Origin of the sequence: Bacillus clarus (genome assembly GCF_000746925.1) — a bacterium.
GTDB classification, from domain to species: Bacteria; Bacillota; Bacilli; order Bacillales; family Bacillaceae_G; genus Bacillus_A; species Bacillus_A clarus.
The window spans coordinates 1,361,316-1,385,875 of record NZ_JMQC01000008.1; the positions used below are offsets into that span (position 1 = coordinate 1,361,316).

The 24,560-nt window shown below is 36.2% G+C and carries 22 protein-coding genes and 1 pseudogene; 5 read left to right on the forward strand and 18 right to left on the reverse strand.

The window, feature by feature from the left end:
* Positions 1–102 precede the first annotated feature (102 nt).
* Complete coding sequence (locus tag DJ93_RS07800; RefSeq protein ID WP_042980066.1) at positions 103–1,047, forward strand: iron-hydroxamate ABC transporter substrate-binding protein; 945 nt, start codon at positions 103–105, stop codon at positions 1,045–1,047.
* A gap of 13 nt (positions 1,048–1,060) precedes the next feature.
* Here DJ93_RS07800 and DJ93_RS07805 read toward each other — a convergent pair whose 3' ends face one another.
* From DJ93_RS07805 to DJ93_RS07815, 4 genes are all read right to left on the reverse strand, one after another.
* Complete coding sequence (locus DJ93_RS07805) at positions 1,061–1,591, reverse strand: BofC C-terminal domain-containing protein (RefSeq protein ID WP_042980067.1); 531 nt, start codon at positions 1,589–1,591, stop codon at positions 1,061–1,063.
* A gap of 380 nt (positions 1,592–1,971) precedes the next feature.
* Entirely contained in the window at positions 1,972–2,082 is a 111-nt protein-coding gene (locus DJ93_RS30195; RefSeq protein ID WP_000505679.1) for a YjcZ family sporulation protein, read from the reverse strand.
* Positions 2,083–2,369: 287 nt separating this feature from the next.
* Positions 2,370–2,798, reverse strand: coding sequence for a hypothetical protein (locus DJ93_RS07810; RefSeq protein ID WP_042980068.1), 429 nt, complete (start codon positions 2,796–2,798; stop codon positions 2,370–2,372).
* A 357-nt stretch (positions 2,799–3,155) separates the two neighbouring features.
* Positions 3,156–3,857 (reverse strand): CPBP family intramembrane glutamic endopeptidase, encoded by a 702-nt coding sequence (locus tag DJ93_RS07815; RefSeq protein WP_042980069.1) that lies wholly within the window; start codon positions 3,855–3,857, stop codon positions 3,156–3,158.
* A 973-nt stretch (positions 3,858–4,830) separates the two neighbouring features.
* Between DJ93_RS07815 and DJ93_RS07820 the strand changes: the two genes are divergently transcribed.
* Complete coding sequence (locus DJ93_RS07820) at positions 4,831–5,265, forward strand: hypothetical protein (protein ID WP_042980070.1); 435 nt, start codon at positions 4,831–4,833, stop codon at positions 5,263–5,265.
* 53 nt (positions 5,266–5,318) lie between these two features.
* On the opposite strand, the gene DJ93_RS07825 is transcribed toward DJ93_RS07820, so the two are convergent.
* The 5 genes and pseudogenes from DJ93_RS07825 to nadB all read right to left on the reverse strand — a co-directional run bounded on the left by DJ93_RS07825 (position 5,319) and on the right by nadB (position 12,189).
* Positions 5,319–5,993 (reverse strand): YhcN/YlaJ family sporulation lipoprotein, encoded by a 675-nt coding sequence (locus DJ93_RS07825; RefSeq protein ID WP_042984160.1) that lies wholly within the window; start codon positions 5,991–5,993, stop codon positions 5,319–5,321.
* A 2,265-nt stretch (positions 5,994–8,258) separates the two neighbouring features.
* Positions 8,259–8,427 (reverse strand): annotated as a pseudogene (gene safA / locus DJ93_RS34790) (SafA/ExsA family spore coat assembly protein); the annotation flags it as partial.
* Between the two features lie 243 nt (positions 8,428–8,670).
* Positions 8,671–9,777 carry a quinolinate synthase NadA gene (gene nadA / locus DJ93_RS07835; protein ID WP_042980075.1) on the reverse strand — a complete coding sequence of 369 codons (1,107 nt, stop codon included), beginning with the start codon at positions 9,775–9,777 and terminating at the stop codon, positions 8,671–8,673.
* A 31-nt stretch (positions 9,778–9,808) separates the two neighbouring features.
* Positions 9,809–10,642, reverse strand: a complete 834-nt coding sequence (nadC, locus tag DJ93_RS07840; RefSeq protein WP_042980077.1) for a carboxylating nicotinate-nucleotide diphosphorylase — start codon at positions 10,640–10,642, stop codon at positions 9,809–9,811.
* Between the two features lie 20 nt (positions 10,643–10,662).
* Positions 10,663–12,189 carry an L-aspartate oxidase gene (gene nadB, locus DJ93_RS07845; protein ID WP_042980078.1) on the reverse strand — a complete coding sequence of 509 codons (1,527 nt, stop codon included), beginning with the start codon at positions 12,187–12,189 and terminating at the stop codon, positions 10,663–10,665.
* Between the two features lie 162 nt (positions 12,190–12,351).
* On the opposite strand from nadB, the gene DJ93_RS07850 reads away from it, so the two are divergent.
* The 3 genes from DJ93_RS07850 (at position 12,352) to DJ93_RS07860 (ending at position 14,770) form a co-directional block, all read left to right on the forward strand.
* Positions 12,352–13,494 (forward strand): IscS subfamily cysteine desulfurase, encoded by a 1,143-nt coding sequence (locus tag DJ93_RS07850; RefSeq protein ID WP_042980079.1) that lies wholly within the window; start codon positions 12,352–12,354, stop codon positions 13,492–13,494.
* Positions 13,494–14,036 (forward strand): transcription repressor NadR, encoded by a 543-nt coding sequence (locus DJ93_RS07855; protein WP_042980080.1) that lies wholly within the window; start codon positions 13,494–13,496, stop codon positions 14,034–14,036. Before DJ93_RS07850 ends, DJ93_RS07855 begins: the two co-directional genes overlap by 1 nt.
* A gap of 86 nt (positions 14,037–14,122) precedes the next feature.
* On the forward strand, positions 14,123–14,770 hold the full coding sequence (locus DJ93_RS07860) for an MOSC domain-containing protein (protein ID WP_042980081.1): 648 nt from the start codon (positions 14,123–14,125) through the stop codon (positions 14,768–14,770).
* 41 nt (positions 14,771–14,811) lie between these two features.
* Here the strand turns inward: DJ93_RS07860 and pheA are convergent, their stop codons facing one another.
* The 9 genes from pheA to rpmA all read right to left on the reverse strand — a co-directional run bounded on the left by pheA (position 14,812) and on the right by rpmA (position 24,560).
* Positions 14,812–15,663, reverse strand: a complete 852-nt coding sequence (pheA, locus tag DJ93_RS07865; RefSeq protein ID WP_042980082.1) for a prephenate dehydratase — start codon at positions 15,661–15,663, stop codon at positions 14,812–14,814.
* A 98-nt stretch (positions 15,664–15,761) separates the two neighbouring features.
* Positions 15,762–17,672 (reverse strand): ABC transporter permease, encoded by a 1,911-nt coding sequence (locus DJ93_RS07870; RefSeq protein ID WP_042980083.1) that lies wholly within the window; start codon positions 17,670–17,672, stop codon positions 15,762–15,764.
* Between the two features lie 49 nt (positions 17,673–17,721).
* Positions 17,722–19,644: an ABC transporter permease gene (locus DJ93_RS07875; protein ID WP_042980084.1), complete on the reverse strand. Its 1,923-nt coding sequence runs from the start codon at positions 19,642–19,644 to the stop codon at positions 17,722–17,724.
* Complete coding sequence (locus DJ93_RS07880) at positions 19,619–20,395, reverse strand: ABC transporter ATP-binding protein (protein ID WP_042980085.1); 777 nt, start codon at positions 20,393–20,395, stop codon at positions 19,619–19,621. Before DJ93_RS07880 ends, DJ93_RS07875 begins: the two co-directional genes overlap by 26 nt.
* Positions 20,396–20,488: 93 nt before the next feature.
* Positions 20,489–21,571: a HAMP domain-containing histidine kinase gene (locus DJ93_RS07885; protein ID WP_042980087.1), complete on the reverse strand. Its 1,083-nt coding sequence runs from the start codon at positions 21,569–21,571 to the stop codon at positions 20,489–20,491.
* The gene (locus DJ93_RS07890; RefSeq protein ID WP_042980088.1) at positions 21,561–22,268 is read right to left on the reverse strand and encodes a response regulator transcription factor; all 708 of its coding nucleotides are present in this window, start codon (positions 22,266–22,268) and stop codon (positions 21,561–21,563) included. The genes DJ93_RS07885 and DJ93_RS07890 overlap by 11 nt, the downstream gene beginning before the upstream one ends.
* A gap of 102 nt (positions 22,269–22,370) precedes the next feature.
* Positions 22,371–23,657, reverse strand: a complete 1,287-nt coding sequence (obgE, locus tag DJ93_RS07895) for a GTPase ObgE (RefSeq protein WP_042980090.1) — start codon at positions 23,655–23,657, stop codon at positions 22,371–22,373.
* Positions 23,657–24,205: a sporulation initiation phosphotransferase B gene (locus DJ93_RS07900; protein WP_042980092.1), complete on the reverse strand. Its 549-nt coding sequence runs from the start codon at positions 24,203–24,205 to the stop codon at positions 23,657–23,659. Before DJ93_RS07900 ends, obgE begins: the two co-directional genes overlap by 1 nt.
* Before the next feature lie 64 nt (positions 24,206–24,269).
* The gene (rpmA, locus tag DJ93_RS07905; RefSeq protein WP_000944957.1) at positions 24,270–24,560 is read right to left on the reverse strand and encodes a 50S ribosomal protein L27; all 291 of its coding nucleotides are present in this window, start codon (positions 24,558–24,560) and stop codon (positions 24,270–24,272) included.

Consider the following 24,560-nt stretch of genomic DNA (forward strand, 5'->3'; position numbering starts at 1 on the left):
TTTCAATTTCCCATTATTTTATATTGACATAAAGGTATCAAGCACATTACTATACAAAAGTCGATAATGATTATCAATACTAATTAAAGGGGTTACATCAGGATGAAACGCAAATTATCTATTTTATTTACTGTCCTTCTTGTTGCTTTAGCTATTGTTGGCTGCTCTTCTCCTAAAGAAGACTCAAAAGCGAAAGAACAACCGAAAACGAAAGTTGTGAAGCACGCAAAAGGTGAAGCTACAATTCCAGCAAATCCAAAGAGAATTGTTGACTTATCTGGATCAACAGAAGAATTATTACTTCTTGGTCATAAGCCAGTCGGTACAGCAAACACTTATAAAGATAAAATACAAAATCATTTGCAAGAAAAGTTAGAAGGAGTAAAAGCAGTAGGTTGGTACTGGGCACCTAAAGTTGATTTAGAAGCTGTCACTGCTTTAAAACCAGACTTAATTATTTTAAATAACCGTCAATTAAAAATTTACGATCAGCTAGAAAAAGTTGCGCCAACAGTTGTTCTAGAAACAAATTTAGAAGACTGGCGTGGTAAGTTTAAAGAAGTAAGTAAGCTATTTGACGAAGAGAAGAAAGCAGATAAATGGATTGCAGACTACGATGCAAAAGCAGACTCTTTATCTAAGCAAATTAAAGAAAAAACAAAAGACGAGAACTTCATGTTCCTTGCAGTAACACCACAAAACTTCCGTGTATACGGTAGCTTCGGATACGGTGACATACTCTTTAACGATTTAAAACTTCCTGCAACGAAAGGTACAGATTTAAAACAAACGATGGCACAAGTATCGTTAGAAGGCCTTGTTGCATTCCAGCCTGATCAAATGTTTGTTGTAAACTTTGGCGGAGAAGCTGATAAAGTTTATGAAGATTACAAAGACAGCACTGTTTGGAAAGATAATAAAGCGGTCAAAAATAATCATGTATATGAAGTAACGAACGAAGTCTTCAATACGAAAGCCTTCAATCCAATCGGAAAAGATATGCTAATTGATGAGATCGCCAAAGAAATTTTAGATAAAAATAAATAAGAAAACGAGCAGCTCAAAGTGAGCTGCTCGTTTTCTTATTTTGCACCGCATATTGCTTCATTTTCTCAATTGTCTTCACAAAGCCTTCTTTTGACTTAATACGAATACCACGCTTTAATTTTGCCCGTTCATAACTTTCTAGCTTTTTCATATCAATTTGAAAAAATGAATGAATCGCGTTATCACTTTTCGGTACCCCGTTAAAGATTTGTAATATCCCTTCATCTGAAACACCAAAATATCCGCTCGTTTTCAATAAAGGTGAAATATCATCGATTTTCTTTTGTAATACAATTTGTACATCATCACGATCAACAAGTTGCCATTCTTTATATTGCTGCAAAAACTGCTCTAAATTCGCTACCTTTTCCGTAAGGATTTCCTCACTCACTTCTCCATCCACATACATGCGCTCTAATAAAATTGTAACTTGAGGTTCTTTTTCTGTTACTTCTGGTACTGAAACAGCCGCCCCCACACTGGATTCATGAACTAAGCAAAACATAACAACTAGAGCTTGTACTACAATCATCATGAATTTCATTTCCGTTCACCTCTTCTAGGCAAAATCAAACTTTCATTTGTAGTTTTTCCGAAAATGGGAGTTTTATCCCATGCCCATCAACTTAAGATTTTTAAGTACTCCCAAAACGAAAATTCCACATGAATATCCATAATTTCATCTCTTTTTTCATCTAATTTGAAAATAAGCTTTCTATTTTTAAAAACCATTGACACTAACTCAAATTATATGAATGAAATCCGTACATTCAAATATACTTATACCCTTGTAGGAAAGAACAATTATACAAAAGGAGGTTGTTTACCTTTAAAGTATTAGTTACGCTTGAATCCATGCGCATTGTGTGTGGATTTTTTCATAAAGAAAAAACACTCATATAAGAGTGTCTTTTCTAATAGTTTTTAGCAGAAGCACGCAGCTCCAACGATGATTAATAAAATAAATAATACAACTAATAATGCAAATCCTCCAGCAAAACCACAGCCGCCGCCACAACTACCACCAAAGCCCATAATAGTTCCTCCTTTTGATAAGAGGCGAAAACACGGTGTCACTCATGTATTTTAACGGATTCATTTTACTTTATGTTTTTACGCATTAATTGAGCAGGTCCTTTTGAAAATAAAGAAAAGACACCCTAAGGTGCCTTCCTCCGACTTGAACTATCATATTGTACTAAATATTGAATTGAATTATATTCATTTTGAACACTGTCATAGTAAGGACTTTCAGTCCTTACTATGACAGTGTTATTTTCCGATATGATGAGTTTCTTTCTGTGTACATGTACACACACGTATTATTCTATATGAGCAAATTTAACTTTATTTGGATCTACCTTTGCATTTATAACTTTGACCTTTACAGAATAGGTAGCTTCTTCTAGAGAATTTATAGGGGCTGAAAATGGTTGGAAAGCTGAATGCTTATGATTAGGGATAGTGGCACTTGTTACATATGATAGATCACCTATTAAATTATAAAACTCAAATACTACACGGCTTGGTTCTTGTTCATTAGATGAACTTACATCAGCAATCCCAATAAAAGTATTAAAATAAGGGTAGTATCTTATAGCATCCCCATCATAAAGCCAAAACTCACTTTCATCTACGGATGATTTTTCATTGTTAATTTGAGCGGAAACTGTATTCTGATCAGGACTATAAAATGCACCAAAGACTAGAAAACCTATACTCATTACCGGAATAAGAATTCTTTTCTTCAATTTAACGACTCCTTTGATTACAGTTTTTAACAATTTAATAATACTGTTTTTCCTTTAAAGTGTAAATATGGAAAAAATATTTTTATCGGAGAAGTCAAAATGATATGTCTAAAAACAAGAAGCACCCAAAAATGCGATTGATAAAAAAATAACCTACCTAATCGGGGTCACCTTACATCACAATCAAGCTAAGAAAAGCAAATGCCCCAAAATAAGAAAATTGACATCTCAAGGTGAAAATGTACATTTTTTTGTTTTGGAGGCATTATAAAATTCTTAAGTTGATGGGTATGTGTCGTACCCCTTATAATCTTGCGAAATATAATTTTAAATAATGCGTCTTTTCCTTCATTACGATTATATAAATGTATATAAATTGTAAGTCATATGTCCAATTAATACTGGAATTATTGAGTTAGTTTTTTTATAAAGTAATCCATCAATTATACCTGATAGGGTTGCAAAAATAATAAATGCAAGGTCATAGTCATGGGCTAAACCAAATAATAAACTAGATATAATTAACCCAGTAAAAAAAGAATATCTGATTTCTAAAAATCTAAGAATAATCCCACGATATAAGATTTCTTCAAAAATAGGTCCCAATAGTACAATTGATATTATAGCAATCGCGTATATTGTGAAAGATTGTTCGGATAATGTATCTATCCCTAAATCTGTTGCTTGTATATTTGCATACTCATTTGAGATGAGAAATGTTGCATCAGCCAATAGACTCGTACTTATAATGGCAATCAAAATATATAAATATGTCTTACCACGATATAGGGGTTTAATGTTAAGTGTAGATAATATTAGATTATAAAAAGGTTTGTATTTAAGAATAACGTAAAGGGTAACTGAAAGCATGGCAAGATCCCATGAAAAATTTTTCAATATCTCCAAACTAGAATTATTAAATGATTGTTTAATTGTATTTGATGAGAATACTAATTTTATTGGAATCCCCAAAATAATTGGTAAAAAAAAAGATATTACTAATATTCCTAAAATAAATTGTTTCCATGAAATTATGTTTTGCTTATGTAAATTAGTCAAAGATTTTCAGTCCTTTATTTTTAATTTTAAAGTTTTGTGAAATTAGATGAATAAGTAAAACCTATGTTATAAATGCTAATTTTGAATTGTAGTTTTAGTATAACTTAAGGTATGTAAAAACTAAATATTTCAATATTCAATATAAAAGGTAACACTACATGGCTATAGTCTTAAAAAAATAAACTACCTCAAAACGAAAAATCTAACTTTTTATCTAAAAAAAGAGAAGAAGTTAGCTTTTTGGATACTACGGCTAAGTGACGTTATGTTAACTTGACGTGTATGGAAAAAACATACCTATCAAGCTAAGATAAATTTGTATCCATCAGAAAAACGGACGAAAATCCCATCGATATGAGAAAAAGACAGTCTTTGATATTTTAGGCGTTGTTTATCGGTGCACTGTATCCAATCTAAATAAGAAAACTGCATAACCTTTAAAAATACACCTTATCAAGGTTTATTTGGAATGCGTATTTTTAAAAACAAATAAACAAAATATAAAGCATGTAGGCAACAAGAACGGAAGTTCATGGAATACCCAACCTTAGCTTGATGGGCATGGGGTTTTATCGATATAAACAGCAGTGTTACATTTCTAAAGACAATAAAAAATGCAGATAAGGTTTTACCCCTACCTGCATGTAACATTTACTCTTATAAAATATGAAAGACGCCTGCAAAGCAGGCGTCTTGATGCGTTTACGGCGAGAGACCAGGCGACCACATTCGCGTGTTTAGCACTTAAGCATATCTCTCGTCTTACGTAAATTAGCTCATCGCTTTGCTAATATAACATTAATAGAATAGGAAAGCAACATAATTATAGAAATATTTTATTACCTTTTATATCCAATCCATATCATTAAGTGATTACAAATCACACAAGTAAAATATAAATTGATTAATGTAACATATATTTTACAATTGTTATTATAAAAATAAAAAACACGGGAAACAGGGGATGGATATTTTGAAAAAAATAAAAGATGAACGCCTCATGCTTCAAACGTTAAAAAACATACGAATCGCCTTTCTCTTCCAATCAATTGGTATAATAGGGATTTTAGGCTATATCGGTTTTACTGAAGGAATCGATCAAATTACAAAATCTCCATTATGGTTATTATTCATGTTTACAGGAATCTTAATTGGTTATTTACAACTAAACGTTTCAATCGATGTAGAAGAAAGCGAAAAAGAAATTACATTAACTCCCTATTACAAAATCGTTTTACGATCTGCTATTGTAGGAGGCATTATGGCTATTATTTATATCATTTTCAGTCCAGAAAGGCCTCTGTTTGAAGCTGCTATTATAGGAAGCATTCTCTTCATATGCTTTTTAGTTTCTTATACCGTTAGCTATTTCATAAAAAAACGTCGTTTACACGATGAAGACGAATAATAACTTTTTGTATGTATATAAAAAGAGGAAGGCATAAACCTTCCTCTTTTTTATTATCGCATTGTACCAGTAAAGCTATCACGAATGTCTCGGAACATATTTGTTATGTCACGATTTAAATCATTTGTTACTGTTCCATTTCGAAGACGTGTATTCATCGCGTCAACACGAGTAAACATGTCATTTTTTACAGAAACATATACGTTTCTGTTTCCAGCTTCGCTCGCAACAGCTTGACGAATTTCGTTTGCCATTGCTGTTTCATTTGTCACTGCATTACGTGGTTTTACTGCAATCGCAACATCGTTTCCATATACAACTGTAGAAACACGGTCTACGTTATTCATACGTTTCACACGATTTGTAATTTTCTCTGCAGTTTTACCATCATTGTTAATGTAAGAATTATTCATTGTAATGTTACGAGTTGGATACGGATTGGCAATTTGACCGTGGTAATTTACATCACGGTAATAATTATATCCAACATCATTACGACGATCATACACATTATCTGTAACTCTGTTTCCATTGCGGTATGTTACATAATCTGTGTATCGATTTGTATCCGTTGCATTATTTCTATATGGGTGTGTACCATCATAAGATGTACGTTCATAATTGTAGTTACGTCCGTCCATCGCATTTTTATCTTTCGGTGTACCACATGCAGCTAACGCACTGGTAACTAACAAAGAAGCAGCAATCACTTTAATTTTAGTATTCAACACAAAAACCCCCCTTGTTAGAATGAACTTCCCTCTCGAAAAGCTCCCTCTTATCATGAGTAACAAAGGAGGTTTTTACACTGTTAATATTTCACTAGGAATTTTCTAACACTTTATGTAAAACCTTTATTCTCCTTGCAATCGCGGAACCAAAATTGATTTACCTTACACACATAAAAGGCAGGGATAAATCCCCACCTTTTTAAATTCCATTTCCTTCTTCTTCCTCTTCCTCTTCAGAAGGATCTCCAAATACGTTCGGTGGATCAGGCTGATAATACATCGTACCTGGCTGCGGTGCATATGCAGGCTGATTTGGTTGATAATATAAAGGATTCCCATACTGCGGCCCGCCTGGTTGTGGAGTATATAACCTTCTTTCACCTCCGCATCCACAATCTTCTTCCTCTTGTATCATCGGTGGCATGTTATTATCCATCGGCATCATATTTGGCATAGAAGTATATTGTGGCGCAATCGGTGCTCCTTGCGGGTACGGCATATTATAGTATGGATTTTGTTGTTGATAATATGGGTATTGCCCTGGCATCATTGGTTGCTGATATGGCATTTGGTTGTTATCCATCATTGGCATGATGTTTGGCGGCTGGTTGTTATCCATGATCGGCATCATATTCGGCATTGGATTGTTATCCATCATTGGCATGATGTTTGGCGGCTGGTTGTTATCCATGATCGGCATCATATTCGGCATTGGATTGTTATCCATCATTGGCATGATGTTCGGCATTGGATTGTTATCCATCATTGGCATGATGTTCGGCGGTTGGTTGTTATCCATCATTGGCATGATGTTCGGCGGTTGGTTGTTATCCATCATTGGCATCATATTCGGCATTGGATTGTTATCCATCATTGGCATCATATTCGGCATTGGATTGTTATCCATCATTGGCATGATGTTCGGCGGTTGGTTGTTATCCATCATTGGCATCATATTCGGCATTGGATTGTTATCCATCATTGGCATGATGTTTGGCGGCTGGTTGTTATCCATGATCGGCATCATATTCGGCATTGGATTGTTATCCATCATTGGCATGATGTTCGGCATTGGATTGTTATCCATCATTGGCATGATGTTCGGCATTGGATTGTTATCCATCATTGGCATGATGTTCGGCGGTTGGTTGTTATCTATGATTGGCATAACGTTCGGCGGTTGGTTGTTATCCATCATTGGCATAATGTTCGGCGGTTGGTTGTTATCCATCATTGGCATAATGTTCGGCGGTTGGTTGTTATCCATCATTGGCATAACGTTCGGCGGTTGGTTGTTATCTATGATTGGCATAACGTTCGGCGGTTGGTTGTTATCTATGATTGGCATAACGTTCGGCGGTTGGTTGTTATCCATCATTGGCATAACGTTCGGTACTTGAATGTTTGGCGGCATTACTTGCGGGATAACAAGATTTTCTTTGGATACGTTTGGCGATACGATATTTCCTACATTTTCTTTCTTTACTTGTGGTGATACAATATTCCCCACATTTTCTTTCTTCACTTGTGGTGATACGATATTTCCTACATTTTCTTTCTTTACTTGCGGTGATACGATGTTTCCTACATTTTCTTTCTTTACTTGCGGTGATACGATGTTTCCTACATTTTCTTTCTTTACTTGCGGTGATACGATGTTTCCTACATTTTCTTTCTTTACTTGCGGTGATACGATGTTTCCTACATTTTCTTTCTTTACTTGCGGTGATACGATGTTTCCTACATTTTCTTTTTTCACTTGCGGCGATATATTCCCTATATTTTCTTTCTTTGCTTGTGGAGAAATGATATTGTTAGGCTTCATCTTATTAATTTGCGGAGCTATTAACTCACTTCCCTTTTTGATTACATCTGAAATTTTATATTCTTTTTTCGGCTTAATTGGTGGTTGCGGCGGCTGTGGTAATATATTTACCGAAAACTTCGTGTTCTCTTTTTCCGCAGGCTTTTGTTTTTCTACTTTCTCTACAACAGGTGGTTTTTGAACGACTGGTGGCTTTTCAACCGGCTTTTCTTTTTGCACTTCTTTTTGAATTGGTTTTTCTTTTTGCACTTCTTTTTGTGGTTTCACTTGCACTTCCTTTTGCGTTTGTTGCATAGCAGGCTGTTGCGTAATTGGCGCTGATTGATACGTAACCTCTTCTTCATCCTCAATTGCCAGTGGTGTAGGCGTTGCTGCGAATTCTTTTTGTTGTACTTCTTTTACATACTCTTTCGGAGGAGCTGAACCCGCACCCGCATTCTTTTTCACATGAACACTGCCTGATGGCACTTTAATTTTCATACCTGGCATAATAAGATCTGGATTGCTAAGCTGTGTATTTGTCTTTTTCAACGTCTCAAAATCCACTCCGTACTTTTTCGCAATTTTCCAAAGGGTATCCCCTTTTTGCACGATATGAATTTTCAAATTTTCCCCCTCCTGTACAACTTATCTATAAGTAAAAAACACTTTGAAGTAATACTTTCTAAAAAAACTTAGCTTCATTCTACTTTTACAAACGATGTACTTTTATCACTTCTTCTATTCTCAACATTGTTTAAAGTGGAATAAGCATATGAAAAATTACAATGATTTCCTCAAAACAATGTATGCCCATTTCTTCTTTGTTATGATTATATACAAGAAAAAAAGCAACGGATTCCCGTCGCTTTATACACGCTCTAACATACGATTTAATGCAAGAACTGCTTCTTTTGTTACTTGTTTATCTACCTGAATGACATTAATTTGTTCTCCTCTTTCTACTGTCTCAAGCGCCCATAGTAAGTGTGGTAAATCAATACGATTCATCGTTAAGCATGGACACATAAAAGGATTTAATGAAATAATTTCTTTATCAGGATGCTGCTGAATAATTCGATTCACTAAGTTCATCTCTGTTCCAATCGCCCATTTACTTCCAGCTGGTGCCCCTTCAATCGTATCAATAATATATTTCGTTGAACCTGCATAATCAGAAGCTGCAACAACTTCATAACAGCATTCAGGATGAACAATAATATTCATATCCGGATGATTTTTTCTCACACTTTCAATATTTTTCACCGTAAAGTTTTGATGAACAGAGCAATGTCCTTTCCATAAAATCACTTGAATTTCTTCTATATTCCCATCGTACTCTAATGAATCTGTATGCGGATCCCATACTGCCATTTTATCTAATGGAATACCTAAATCGTACGCTGTATTTCTGCCTAAATGTTGGTCTGGTAAAAAGACAAGACGCTCTTTTTGTGTAAACGCCCAAGACACCATTTGTTTTGCATTTGAAGAAGTTACAGTTGCACCACTGTTACGACCACAGAACGCTTTAATTGCAGCTGTTGAGTTTACGTATGTTAACGGAATCATCGTATCCCCAAATAACTTTGTAAGCTCTTTCCATGCTCGTTCTGTTTGTTCAATGTCTGCCATGTCCGCCATGGAGCAGCCAGCACGCATATCTGGCAAAATGACAATTTGATCATCTGTCGTTAACATATCAGCTGTTTCTGCCATAAAGTGCACACCACAAAATACAATATATTTTGCATCTTTATTACTCGCCGCAACTTGCGCAAGCTGTAATGAATCCCCTGCTGCATCCGAAAATTGAACGACTTCATCTTTTTGATAATGATGACCTGGAATAAATAGTGATTTCCCCATTTTTTCTTTAATTTCACAAACACGCTCTTCCATTTCAAGTACAGACATTGTTTGATAACGCTCTGGTAACATCATTTCGATTGGCTGAAATTTCTCTAAGATACTCATCTATAATCTCCCCCTCTAACCAACTCTCTTTTTACGCCTCAATATTAAAACTAATGTCGAGTGCTTTCACTGAATGCGTTAATGCTCCAAGTGAGATATAATCTACCCCTGTTTTTCCGTATTTCGATAAATCTTCAATTGTGATACCGCCTGAAGCTTCCGTTACGATAGCACTTGGTACAATTTTTGAAAACTCGTGAATTTCTTCTGGTGTACGATTATCAAACATAATGACATCCGCCCCAGAAGCTACAGCCTCTCTCACTTGCTCTTCTGTTTCCGTTTCCACTTCTACTTTTACCATGTGCCCTACTCTTTCTTTTACCATCGTAACTGCCTTTGTAATGGATCCTGCAAAGGCTATATGATTATCTTTAATCATGACACCGTCGTACAAGCCGAAGCGGTGGTTAAACCCACCTCCGCACACTATTGCATACTTATCAAACATACGTAGTCCTGGCATCGTTTTTCTCGTGTCACAAATGCGTGTATGGTTGCTATCTAATGCTAGAACAGCTTTACGTGTCATCGTTGCTATACCACTCATACGCTGAATAACATTTAATATAACGCGCTCTGCTGTTAATAAAGATGCAATTGGGCCTTGTACAGTCGCTACAATTTCCCCCTTTTCTACGAAGTCTCCATCTTTTTTGTGAAGTGTAACCTCAATTCCATCATCTATTAATTTGAATCCTTGCTCAATTACTATGCTTCCTGCAAAGACACCTGTATCCTTTATAAGAAATGTTCCTTTCGCATGTGAATTATCCGGAAAAATAAACTGAGATGTTATATCTCTTTCCCCTATATCTTCTAAAAAAAATCGATTTAATTCTTCCTTAACTTTTAATGCGTTCATAAAAATCCCTCTTCCCCTTATTACACAAGTTGTGATTTTCTTTTTGCGAGAATAATTTCTTTCCTTACTTTATTTTTTTCAGGATAATCACTTCGGTAGTGACCACCGATACTTTCTCTTCTTTGGAAAGCTGACTCTGTCATAAGCTCACAAACTGTTAGCATGTTTATAATCGTTATTTCTTCGTTTGTAAGAATATCGTATTGCAACCCTATATTTCGCACACCATATTGGCTAAACCATTTCTTTGCATACAATAAACTTTCCTCTGTTCGTACTATCCCAGCATACTTCATCATATGTTCTTGTATTTCTGCTTTCGTTGGCAAACGAACCGTTCCGAAGCTTTCATGTCGTACTTCCTGTGTATGAATTCTTTCTTGTACTTGCTGCGCTAATATGTGCTGTCCAATCCTTCCGCCGAACACAAGTCCTTCCAATAATGAATTACTTGCCAAACGATTTGCACCATGAACACCGTTACAAGCAACTTCACCAGCTGCATATAAATTAATGATAGATGTCTCTCCATCACAATTCGTCTTTACACCACCCATATGAAAATGAGCACCAGGTACAACCGGAATTCGATTTTGTTTTATATCAATACCATTCTTTTTACATAGTGATGATACGGTCGGAAAACGCTGTTCAAAATTTTGAATGGATGAAATATTTAAGTACACTTTTTCACCAGCAAGAAATTGCTCATGAATAGCACGAGCCACTACATCACGCGGTGCAAGGTCCCGCTGTGGATGTATATCCATCATAAAACGCTGTCCTTTTCCATTTACAAGGACAGCGCCTTCACCGCGTACTGCTTCCGAAACAAGACCACAGCATCTTCCGTCCACGTATAACATCGTTGGATGGAATTGTACGAATTCCAAGTCAACAAGTTTTCCACCAGCTCGGTATACCATCGCGAGCCCATCACCTGTAATCGTCTCGTCATTAGAAGTGAAAGTATACACACCACCAGTTCCACCTGTAGCCAATACAGTATGATTTGCATAATAGCGCTGTAAGTCTCCCTCGCTATTACGTGTTAAAACACCTATACACTTGTCATGCTCTATAATAAAATCAAGCACCATTTCTTGTTCCACCACTGTAACGTAAGGAACTACTTCTTGAATTAAATGCTCTAATAAGTTTCTACCCGTTGCATCTCCTCCCGCGTGTAAAATACGTCGTTTTCGATGCGCTCCTTCTTTTCCAAGATGCGGACCTTTTTCGTCCCCATCGAATTTCATTCCATTTGCAATGAGCTCTAATATTTCTTTTGGCCCTTCCTCAACTAAGTAACGAACTGCTTCTTCGTTGTTATAATGACACCCTGCCACTAATGTATCTTCAAAATGAGCATTCGCATTGTCATATGTAGCAACAGCCGCTGCAATTCCTCCTTGAGCTAAATGCGTATTGTTATTGCGTCCTGTTTTCTTTGTGATAAGCATCACATTCTTTTCGTGACAAATCTCTTTCGCAACACGAAGTGCCGCAACACCACTTCCGATAATTAAGACATCTGCACTTGGCATGATCATTGCCTCCTAGTTTACACTTTTCAACTGTCTTGACACCTATATTTACATAGTTTTAAAATAATGACAAGAGTTTTTTTACAATTCATATTTTCATTGCCATTATTAACAGATGTAAAAAAGAAAATGAATGTAACTCTACTATGGAGAGGAATATACATGATGATATATCTTGATTATGCAGCGACAACACCTATGAGCGAAGAAGCGATAGAAACCTATACCAAGGCAGCGAAACAATATTTCGGTAACGAACAAAGTTTACATGATATTGGCGGGTCAGCCTCTTCTTTATTGCAAATTTGTAGAGAGACGTTTGCAGAGATGATTGGCGGGAAGGAACAAGGTGTCTTCTTTACAAGTGGCGGATCAGAATCTAACTATCTTGCGATTCAATCACTCTTACATGCTAGAAATGGTAAACATATTATTACAACACCTATAGAGCACGCATCCATTCGAAGTTATTTTCAATCTTTAACAAAGCAAGGTTATACAATCACTGAAATTCCCGTTGATACAAATGGGCTTATTCATTTAGCTGATTTAGAAGCAGCCCTTACAGAGGATACGGTTCTAGCAAGTATACAGCATGGCAATTCGGAAATAGGGACAGTTCAAAACATCGCGGAAATTGGAGCACTCTTAAACAAATATAATATTTTATTTCATACAGATTGCGTTCAAACATTTGGTAAACTTTCAATCGATGTTATAAAAATGCAAATTGATAGTCTCTCTGTTTCTGCACATAAAATTTACGGACCGAAAGGAGTGGGAGCTTGCTATATAAATCCACAAGTTCGTTGGGGGCAGATATTTCCCGGAACTTCTCATGAAAGAGGATTTCGTCCTGGTACAGTAAACGTTCCTGGCATTGCAGCTTTTTTAACAGCGGCAGAGCATATATTAAAAAAACAAACTGAAGAGAGCGTTCGTTTTAAGCAATTACGATCTTATTTTTTAGATCAATTCCAAGCTCTTCCTCTTGAAATTACAGTAGAAGGACATTCTACCGCTTGTTTACCACATATTATTGGGGTTACAATAAAAGGAATAGAAGGTCAGTATACAATGTTAGAATGCAACCGTCGTGGTATTGCTATTTCAACCGGAAGTGCTTGTCAAGTCGGGAAGCAAGAACCTTCAAAAACAATGCTTGCAATTGGAAAAACGTATGAAGAGGCAAAACAATATGTCCGTTTTTCTTTTGGACAACAAACAACGAAAGAACAAATTGATACAACTATTCATGCACTACACACAATTGGAAATCAATTTTATAGAGGTGTTAAATTATAATGAAGCAAAATGAACAAAAAAAGATTTTAGGCGAAGAAAGAAGACAGCTCATCCTGCAATGGCTTCTTACAGCAAGTGAACCGTTATCAGGGAGCGAACTATCTAAAAAGACAAACGTTAGTAGACAAGTTATCGTCCAAGATATTTCCTTATTAAAAGCGCGAAATGAACCAATTATTGCAACTGCACAAGGGTATTTATATTTAAAACCACAAACAAAGCAGCAAGCTTTCGAACGCGTCATCGTCTGCCAGCATAAACCAGCAGAAGTGCGCCAAGAGCTAACAATGCTCGTTGATCATGGCGTTACAATTAAAGATGTGAAAGTGGAACATCCTGTATATGGTGACTTAACAGCTTCCATTATGGTAAGTAACCGCTTTGATGTAGAGCAATATTTACAAAAGATTGAAAATACAAATGCTTCCTACCTATCCCAACTAACAGATGGTATTCACCTACATACAATCGAAGCAGATTCAAAAGAGAAATTAGATGCCGCTTGCGATGCGCTAGACCGCGCTGGATTTCTCGTTTATTAATGTAAAGCACAGAGTTTTTCATCATTCTCTGTGCTTTTATTTTTAAAATGATATAATATTGAAATCAATTGTAAAGGAGATCAAATATGAGAATTGAACTCGTTCACTTTAGCATCGGCAAACCGAAACAAATGAAATATAACGACGATAAAGAAATGATAACTGGCATCTGTAAAGAGCCTACAGAAGAAGCTTACCTCTCAAAAGATGGATTCCGTGGTGATGATGTAGCTGACTTAAAACATCATGGTGGGCCTGATCGCGCTGTTTGCGTATATCCGTATGAACATTACGCTCTATGGGAACAAGAATTCCAAACAACTCTTCCAGCTTCTACATTTGGTGAAAACATTACTGTAACAAATATGTTAGAACGCGATGTTTGTATCGGTGATACATATCAATTAGATGAGGCAATTATTCAAGTTACCCAAGCACGAATACCTTGCAGTACAATTTCAAAACGTCTTGGTATCCCTGGCATATTACCACGTATTGTAACAACTGGATACACTGGGTATTTATGTCGCGTTCTGCAAGAAGGTATCGTACGAAAAGACTCACAAATCACATTACTAGAGCGTCATCCAAGCAATGTTTCCGTTCTGTTCTCTAACGAAATATATTTTCATAGACGAAAAGATACAGAAGGTATTGAAAAGATCCTCGCTGTTCCAGACCTAGCAGCTGTTTGGCGTGAACAGTTATCAGATCGTCTGGAAAAGTTAAAGTAATATAAAAGATCCCACCATATGAGGTGGGATCTTATTTATCATTACAACCAATAAGAAGAATAACTCCCAAGCACTGTGACAGAAAACCCTAGTGCTTCAAGTTCCATCGTCACACCTGGCAATAATACGTCATCATATGCTTTATCTACATCGATTAAGAAAAAGTAATTTCCAAGTCCCGTTTTCATCGGGCGGGATTCGATTTTCGATAGATTTAATTTTCTCCATGCGAAAGCTGATAACACTTGATAAAGTGCCCCCGCGTAATCAGCAGGTAACGTTATCATAAGCGTCGTTTTCTCACCACGATTTTCTCCGTTTTTGGGAAGTAACGCGCGCTCCTTCTTATGTAACACAAGAAAGCGTGTATGATTGTTTTTATGCGTATGAATATTGCGCTTTACAATTGCCAATCCATATTTTTCTGCTGCCGTTTCATTTGCAATAGCAGCGATTCTTTCTTCCGGATGCTCTCTCACATATTGTGCCGCTGCACTTGTCGAAGTCATATCCCGAACTGTTACGCCTTTTAATTCCTCATTTAAAAATTTATGGCACTGTGCAATCGCATGTGGATGAGATTGTACAGCATACACTTCTTGCCAAGTCTCTTCATAATTTGGATGCACGAGTAAATGTTGCTGAATGGGTACTGTAATTTCTCCGACAATGGAAAGTGGCTGTTCATGCACAAGATAATCAACCGTTATATTAACAGAACCTTCTATCGCATTTTCTAACGGCACAACTGCGAAATCTACATTTTCATTTGCCGCTGCATCGATACAATCAGGAATTGTTCGATAAGGTACATGCTCTGCTTCCGGAAAAAAACGACTCACCGCCATATTTGTAAATGTTGCCTCTGGTCCTAAATATCCTACTCGAATCATCGTCTTTCCCCTCTCTTTTTTCGTTTTCTTACTGTTATACCATAATTTTTTATATTCTTCTATGTAAATTTCGAATATTTAAAAAAGACCAGCATCCGCTAGTCTATATGTTTCCTATATTCTCTTTGAGCAAAAAAGAAATAGATGATGCATGCAGCAATATAATACATAATAAACAAACATACTTTCCTAAATGACCCTTCCATAAAGACTGTGTTATGAAACGTATATAACGCGACTGCACTATGCATACTTCCTACTACAATAGGCGCAAAGAATAGCATACTTAATTGCCAACGAGAAATCTGCCACACTTCTAGCTTCGTCATTCCGAGTTTAGAGAGCGCCCCGTATTGCTTACGATCCGACGAGATATTATGAAACCATTTAAAATATACGATGCTACATGAAGTAAGAAAGAATAATATACTTATAAACGAACCAATAAATAACGTAAATTCACCTATTTCTTTCATATTCACATATAGTTCCATATTATTTCGAAATACGCCACTCTTATCTTGCTTCATATATTTACGTAAATCTTCGTTAAATTTCTTTGTATTTTCAATATTATGTAATGTGTAACCTCGGTAAACAATTTTCTCCGCATCAGGTGTTATCGCCTCTATACGATTAAAGTCTTCATCATACATCACAAAAAATGTGCCATTTATTTGTGATGTATGATGATTAAATTGTGCTCCTTCTTTTTGACCGTTAAATACATATTGATAAGATTGTCCAGATACATGTAATTGAATCTCTTTTTTATTATATAAAGCCGGTCCATTATATTTATTATAATAAACAAGCATAACCGCTCCCTTTTGGGGATGATACGTTTTCTGCTTTTGTTTTTTTGCCTCTTTATTGTATTCACTCGCTCTTATGAGGGTCGCCTCTATACTTTCGTTGCGAGACTGAAACGTTGTTTGTAATCCTATAAAGCTTGTATATTGGAATTCCTCATATCCATGCTTATGTAATAAATTTTCAACCATATCTTTTTCAAAAACTTCATGCGAATGGGTACCTTGTTCTACATATGAAAACGATTGTGCTCCTCCGCCTCGCCACATATCTTGCATACCTGAAAAATATAAAAACACCGTACCTGTTACTGTCACAACAATTGTCTTTGCCATAGATAAAAGGAAGAAAAAGCGTCCATTTTCCTTCATTTGATGTGATAGTTGATTTACTATAAACAAATACGGGTATGTATACATAATCTTTTTATTCCGCTTTATCATTTCTAATATTTGTGTGGCACCATGCGTAAAAGAAAAATACGTTCCAAAAGAAATTAATATAACAACTGGAATGAAGTATAGTGCCATCGTTAACATCGTCGCTTGTAAAGCTAAACTATAGCCAATGCCTAAACAAACGAACCCGAATAAACAAAGCCATTTTGAGCTTTTTGCTTCTCTTTTATCCTCTCGAAACTCTTTTAATAGTCGAATAACTTTTATATTCCATATACGTAAAGCACTTATAAATGACAGAACGAAAAAGACAATGCTATATATACTAAATGTTATAAAAATCGCTTTCATATCAAAAATAAGGGTTAATTCCTTAGGAAGTCTAAGCAACATGCTAAACACCATAAAAAAGAGTTTCAAAAATATCATGCCGAGCCCAATACCGAAAATATTAGCAAAAATCCCAATTAACATTTGCTCGGTCATGATCATCCCTATTACGTTAGACTTCGTTGCTCCCATTAACATATATAGTCCCAATTCTTTTTTACGTGCTTCGATGAAAATAGAAGTAGAATACAAAATAAATAAAACGAAAAAAGAAATAATAACAACATTACATACGATAAGTCCCCAGCGTACGTTTTGATACCACATCGTTTCTTGCATGTATGGATGGACAATTACGGACATGTATGCATAGGAAGCGAATATCGCGAAACAACTGCTCAAGAAAAACACTTTATAATTACGCCAATTCCCCCTTATATTTTGTATCGCTAACTGCCTGATGTTCATCTATTTCCCCCCTGTAACTTGTTACATACGTAAAAAGCTAGAGGTTTCCCTAGCTTTTTACGTGTTTTAAATATCCTCTTTGGGTAATCATAAAGTAAAGTACTGAAGCTAAAATATATGCTCCAATTACAATCGCACCTGATTTCCATAAATCTAGATAAAGCATTTTCCCTAATGTATGGAGAGCAAATCCGCTATGAATTGTACCGATCAAAATTGGGATAAAGAAGATAACTCCCATTTGCCGAATCGCAATTTTACGAATCTCTTTATCTGTCATACCGATTCTCTTTAACGATTTAAATTGAATACGATCTTGTTCTTTATCGTTAAACCATTTAAAATATGTCATGCTGCAAGCAAAGAAGAAGAATAGTACTGCTACGAAGAAACCGATGAACATTGTAATTGCTCCACCTTCTCTTATATCCTTATATACAAGCACTGAATTTTTCAGTTCTCCTCGCTTCTCCGGTGCAATTTCCTTTTTCAAATCTAGCACAAGATCCTCTGTACTTTTCCAATCTTTCATATAATAGCCATAATATTTCGTCTTCTCTCCATCTGATACGAGCTTTTCATATTTCTCAAAATCTTGATCATTCACAATAAAATATTCGTCATCATTAAAAACAGAATATGAAGTTGGTTCATTTAACTGAACAGACTGTTTTTGCCCGTTAATTGTAATTTCATATGGCTTCGTACGATCTATCTTCATTATATCATTCGTCATATCACTCATGATCATCGTCGCACTACCTGGTGCATTATGTACTTCCCTAACTTCTTCCCTCTTTTGCTTGCGCACTTCCGCGTTATATTCTTTTTCTGAAATAATCGCCATTGGTACTTCATGTTCACCGTTAAACAACGTTACTTTCTGCGTTGCAGGCAGCTTTACGTAAGTTATTTTTCGTGCATCTTCAAACCCATTCTTTTTTAATAATTCTTGTACTTTTTCTTCTTTAATCATGTTATGCGTATTTAGTCCCTTTTCTTCATATGAAATAGCATGTGGCGTAAGATCTACCGTTTTCGCACTCATATTTTCAAAATATACATAAAGCGTACCAACTGCTGAAGAAACAACAGCTGTAATGATAGAAATGACAAATAGAAAACGAGCATTATCTTTCATTTTATAAATAAGATTGCTAAGCACAAACATATTTGGATACGTATAAAAAGATTTTTTTCGTTTTTGCAATGCTTTTAATACGACTGTACTACCTTGTGTAAATAGTAAGTACGTTCCGCCAATTGTCAGCCCTACAATCGGTAAGAAATATATAATGAAATTCATAATCGTCACTTGGAAGCAAAGTACATATGCAGCAATAATACATCCTATACCGACTACACATAACCATGTAAATGCAAAAGGCTCTACTTTTTGTTTTCTAGCTTCTCTTAATAAATCAATAATTTGCAAGCGCCCTACTGTCCAAACACTAAACAATGATAATACTAAAAAGAGAATAAAGTATACACCAGCTGTAATAAGAACCGCTTTGCTATTCCATACGAGCGGAAGTGTTTTATCTATTTTCAATAATACACTTAATGCTTGGAAAAAAAGTTTTGAACAAAGCATTCCAACACCAATACCTACTACAATCGCAATACTACCTAACATCATTTGCTCTAATATAATCATTCGGCCAAGTTGAGACTTTGTTCCGCCTATTAATGTTAATAAACCGAACTCTTTTTTTCTTGTTCGTAAAAACGTTGAATTCGCATATAAAATAAAGAGTGCTGAGAAGATGACTACGATATAATTCATAGCTTCTAATCCTTTTGTAATCATCGTCTTCACACTAATATTACCGCTCACTACATCTGGATGATAAATAAAAGAAGCATACATAAAAAATACGACAATTGATAAACAGCTACTAATAAGAAACGCTTTGTAATTACGCCAATTTCCTTTTACGTTATTAAGCGCGAGCTGGCGAAAGTTCATGATATTCTCCTCCTAGCATCGCAAGTACGTCTAAAATTTCTTGGAAAAAGGTTTGCTTTGTTTTTCCTTTATGTATTTCTGAGAAAATTTCTCCATCGCGTATGAAGAGGATGCGTTCGCAATAGCTAGCAGCTATCGGATCATGCGTTACCATTGCAATTGTCACTTTCTTTTGCTCATGTAGATCTTGCAATGCACCCATTAATGATTTCGCTGACTTAGAATCTAAGTTTCCCGTTGGCTCATCTGCTAAAATCAATGTCGGTTCGTGAATGATTGCTCTTGCAGCTGCTGCACGTTGTTGTTGTCCGCCTGATACTTCGTATACCTTTTTATTTAAAATTTCTTCGATGTTTAAAAACTTGGCAATTTCAAGTACTTTCGTATCAATTTCTTTTACAGAGCGTTTCGCCATAACGAGTGGTAAAATGATATTTTCTTTAATCGATAACGTATCAAGTAAGTTAAAATCTTGAAAGATGAATCCTAAATGTGTACGGCGAAATTCTGCTAATTTTGCAGCACGCATTTGATTTATTTCTTCACCATTCACATACACATGTCCTGAAGTTTGTTTATCAATTGTCGATAATAAATTTAAAAGCGTTGTTTTTCCGCTCCCTGAAGGCCCCATAATCCCTACAAATTCGCCTTCTTCAATTTTAAAATTTATATCGTTTAAAGCGGTCGTTGCCACTGAACCTTTTGATTGGTATACCTTTGTTAATCCTTTTACTTCAAGAACACTCATTTCTAATCCCCCTACGTATTTTCTTCTTACATTTACTATAAGAAAAATGAGAAAAAGAAACGAGTGATTTTCCTTACAAAACGATTTGTTATCTTACAGTTTTGTCATTTTTCTCATTAATGTGTGATATTCCTCATCTTTTGCAAATTGAAACGTAAATGTCGTCCCTTCCCCTTCAGTTGATTGTACGTAAATTCCATGCCGAAGATTATCACAAATTTCCTTCGTAATATATAAGCCCATTCCTGTTGCTTCCCTCGTTTTACGGCCATTTGTCCCAGTAAAGAACGGATCAAATACACGCTTCACATCTTGCTTCGGAATACCAATTCCATTATCACGAATATGTAATAAAATTTTCTGATCCTTCTCTTCTATTTGAAACTGAATTTCTTTTTTCTCTGTTTGTGAGAGTTTTATGTACTTTATTGCATTCACTACAATTTGACTCGCTGCAATACTAAGCCATTTTCTATCAGACGCAACCATACACGTATCTCCTTCAAACATTAGTTTCGGATATACAGAGGATTGGATGAAAGATTTTCGATTTTGATTAATAATATCTCGAACGACCTCTATTACATTCACTACTTCTACTTTATAATCTTTCGCAAACTGTTCTAGTCTTGCCATATGTAACGCTAAATCTAAGCCATTTAAAATACGGTTATTTTCTTCGCGAATACTTTCAACTGTTTCCCTTGCCTCGCGATGTTCTTTACCATATTTCTGTAGCAATAATTCAATAACGGAGACCGGCGTTTTCATTTGATGAATCCATTGGTTCATAAAAATCATTTGCTGTTGCTCTTTCGTATGCTGTTTATGAACTTCATTCATATATTGCTGCCGTAGCAATGTGAATGCTTCTACGATCATTTCTTGTTCTGACGTATAAGAAGCATCAATAAGTAAAGAATCATGTAATGTATGTCCTCCAGCAATATATTGTTCTATTCTCTTTAAAAACACATTACGTTTTCGATAATCGTAAATAAGAAACACGATAAAGACAACTGTTCCTAATAAAAGTCCGTATAGCCACGTTTCTAAGTCACGTGAACGCTTTTCTAAAAGACTTTGCAACTGTAATACGAACCCAAATAAGCAAAGACTTACTATATAGGTAAAAATTAAAGGAAAACGATCCTTGAGGTAACTTTTAAGCTTCATGCCCGTCTCCCCACTCTGTGAGAAGAGCATAACCATATCCGCGTTTCGTTGCAATTGCATTTTTAATTCCAAGTTCCTCTAGTTTCTTTCTCACCCGTTTTACATTCACAGTTAATGTATTATCATCAACAAAAGCTACTTCATCCCATAAGGCCTCTAATAGTTCTTCACGCGCCACATATTGATTTGCCTGTTTCATTAAACACTCTAGTAAATAAAATTCATTTTTTGTAAGTTCAGTTTGTTGCCCGTTCCACTCTACTGTATGCTGTGATGGAAATAGTAATAATCCACTAACACCAAAGCAATCGCTTTCTATCGCTGCAGCGTATTCACCATATCCCCGACGCAAAGCACTTTTCACCTTTGCCATTACAATATCTAAATGGAACGGCTTTGTAATATAATCATCCCCACCATTTTCAATTGCCATCACTTGATCCATTTCGCCTGTTCGTGCTGAAACGAAAATAATCGGTGCATTCGATACTGCACGAATTTGACGACACCAATAAAAACCATCAAAATACGGTAAATTAATATCAAGTAACACTAAATGAGGACTTACTTTCACAAACTCGTCTTTTATTTGACGCAAATCGTTCGCCCTAAATGATTGATAGCCGTACTTTTCTAAATGTTCCTCTAATATCCCTGCAATCTTTTCGTCATCTTCTACAATTAAGATTTTATACATACTCTCTTTCTCCCCTTGTTTCTTACTGCGGAGTGTCTTTTTTACCTTCCTAAAACCAACTCCTTTTTCCATTATAAAAAAGACTGCCGTATTTTGGCAGTCTTAATCGATAAATTCAAACTCATATTCAAGAATTTTTACAATGTCTCCGTCTTTTGCACCGCGTGCACGAAGCGCTTCATCAATACCCATTCCGCGCATTTGACGAGCGAAACGACGTATAGATTCATCACGTGAGAAGTCTGTCATTTTGAATGTCTTCTCAATATCATAACCAGAGATAACAAACGTGCCGTCACTTTCACGTGTAATTTCAAATTTAACACCTTCAGTCTCAAATTTGTACATTACACTTGTTTCAGACTCGTCTACAACATCATGTACTGGGAATTCTGGTGTCGTTTCTAATAAGTTCGCTACTTCAAATAGTAAGTCACGAACACCTTGTTTCGTTACAGCTGAGATCGGGAAGATCTTTACTTCGTCCCCCACTTTCTCTTTAAATACTTGTAAGTTTTCTTCTGCATCTGGCATATCCATTTTGTTTGCAACAACAACTTGTGGACGCTCTGTTAAACGCAGATTGTATTCTTTTAATTCATTATTGATTGTAACATAATCTTCATATGGATCACGGCCTTCTAAACCAGACATATCAATAACATGCACGATTACACGTGTACGCTCGATATGACGTAAGAATTGATGTCCAAGTCCGACGCCGGCATGTGCGCCTTCAATTAGTCCAGGAAGGTCAGCCATAACGAAGCTACGATTATCACCCGTTTCAACAACACCAAGGTTTGGAACGATTGTTGTAAAGTGATATTCTGCAATCTTCGGACGTGCTGATGATACAACAGATAATAATGTAGATTTACCTACACTTGGGAATCCGACAAGTCCAACATCTGCTAGTACTTTAAGTTCTAGAATGACATCACGCTCTTGACCTGGTTCCCCGTTCTCAGCAATTTCAGGCGCTGGGTTCGTTGCTGTTGCAAAACGTGAGTTACCACGGCCACCACGGCCACCTCTTGCGATTACAGCTGTTTGCTCATGCGTTACTAAATCGGCAAGAATTTGACCTGTTTTTTCGTCTTTTACAACTGTTCCTGGTGGAACTTTTACGATCAAATCTTCAGCTTTACGACCGTGCTGACCTTTACTCATTCCGTGCTGACCACGATCAGCTTTGAAATGACGTTGGTAGCGGAAGTCCATTAATGTACGTAAGCCTTCTTCAACGACAAAAACAACATCTGCACCTTTACCACCGTCGCCACCTGCTGGGCCACCTTTTGGAACATACTTTTCACGACGATACGCAACCATTCCGTTACCACCGTCGCCGCCTTTTACATATATCTTGACCTGATCTACAAACATTATTTCACCACACTTTTTTCGATTGGTTGTAATATAACTGAGACTTCTTCATCTCGTACTGTATAAGAAATGGAATCCCATTCATTGTTTTGGTTCGCAAGCCACGTTTGTAGTTCTTCTACACTCTTTAGCTTACCACGAAAATCAAAAAAGAAACGAGCATTCTCCGCGTCACATTCAATTGTGATACAAACATAATTTTCAACATATACGTCTAAACTATGCTGAAGCATTGAGAAAAATTGATTCGTCCATGTACACACAGTCTCATCGATATGAGATAAGTTATGTAGTTTCCCTAATACTTCGTACTCCAATAAGCACGGTTGCTGTTTCCAATTATATGTTAAAATCCACTCTGAAAATAGAGGCATCGATAGCCCCATCAGATTGGATTCTTGTCTCGCTTCTTGGACAAAACGATCGATGAGCCCATGAATCTCTTCCACTCTTCCAAGAGAAAGGTTTCCTTTAATCATCTGCATACGATTGAGCCAATCATGTCTTGAGTGGCGCAACGCATCTATAATTGTCCATTTTTCGTTCATTCAGATACCCCTTAATATAGAAAAACTCTAACCTGCACTCAGGTTAGAGTTTTCCGTGAGTTTCTTATGCTTCTTGAGCAACAGGATATACGCTCACTTGTTTGCGGTCACGGCCAAGACGCTCAAAGCGTACTACGCCGTCAACTTTCGCGTATAAAGTGTCATCGCCACCACGACCAACGTTAACACCTGGATAAATTTTTGTACCGCGTTGACGGTAAAGAATTGAACCACCTGAAACCGTTTGACCATCTGCGCGTTTAGCACCAAGACGTTTTGACTGAGAGTCACGACCGTTCTTTGTACTACCTACACCTTTCTTAGATGCGAAAAACTGAAGATCTAATCTTAACAT

Coding starts and splice junctions, on each gene's coding strand:
- pheA (WP_042980082.1), bottom strand. CDS start 15,663: ATGATTCGAGTAGGATATTTAGGACCAGAGGCAACATTTACAAATATG.
- rpmA (WP_000944957.1), bottom strand. CDS start 24,560: ATGTTAAGATTAGATCTTCAGTTTTTCGCATCTAAGAAAGGTGTAGGT.
- obgE (WP_042980090.1), bottom strand. CDS start 23,657: ATGTTTGTAGATCAGGTCAAGATATATGTAAAAGGCGGCGACGGTGGT.
- DJ93_RS07870 (WP_042980083.1), bottom strand. CDS start 17,672: ATGAACATCAGGCAGTTAGCGATACAAAATATAAGGGGGAATTGGCGT.
- DJ93_RS07850 (WP_042980079.1), top strand. CDS start 12,352: ATGATGATATATCTTGATTATGCAGCGACAACACCTATGAGCGAAGAA.
- DJ93_RS07800 (WP_042980066.1), top strand. CDS start 103: ATGAAACGCAAATTATCTATTTTATTTACTGTCCTTCTTGTTGCTTTA.
- DJ93_RS07885 (WP_042980087.1), bottom strand. CDS start 21,571: ATGAAGCTTAAAAGTTACCTCAAGGATCGTTTTCCTTTAATTTTTACC.
- DJ93_RS07855 (WP_042980080.1), top strand. CDS start 13,494: ATGAAGCAAAATGAACAAAAAAAGATTTTAGGCGAAGAAAGAAGACAG.
- DJ93_RS07900 (WP_042980092.1), bottom strand. CDS start 24,205: ATGAACGAAAAATGGACAATTATAGATGCGTTGCGCCACTCAAGACAT.
- DJ93_RS07890 (WP_042980088.1), bottom strand. CDS start 22,268: ATGTATAAAATCTTAATTGTAGAAGATGACGAAAAGATTGCAGGGATA.
- DJ93_RS07805 (WP_042980067.1), bottom strand. CDS start 1,591: ATGAAATTCATGATGATTGTAGTACAAGCTCTAGTTGTTATGTTTTGC.
- DJ93_RS07875 (WP_042980084.1), bottom strand. CDS start 19,644: ATGAACTTTCGCCAGCTCGCGCTTAATAACGTAAAAGGAAATTGGCGT.
- DJ93_RS30195 (WP_000505679.1), bottom strand. CDS start 2,082: ATGGGCTTTGGTGGTAGTTGTGGCGGCGGCTGTGGTTTTGCTGGAGGA.
- DJ93_RS07880 (WP_042980085.1), bottom strand. CDS start 20,395: ATGAGTGTTCTTGAAGTAAAAGGATTAACAAAGGTATACCAATCAAAA.
- nadB (WP_042980078.1), bottom strand. CDS start 12,189: ATGCCAAGTGCAGATGTCTTAATTATCGGAAGTGGTGTTGCGGCACTT.
- nadA (WP_042980075.1), bottom strand. CDS start 9,777: ATGAGTATCTTAGAGAAATTTCAGCCAATCGAAATGATGTTACCAGAG.
- nadC (WP_042980077.1), bottom strand. CDS start 10,642: ATGAACGCATTAAAAGTTAAGGAAGAATTAAATCGATTTTTTTTAGAA.
- DJ93_RS07860 (WP_042980081.1), top strand. CDS start 14,123: ATGAGAATTGAACTCGTTCACTTTAGCATCGGCAAACCGAAACAAATG.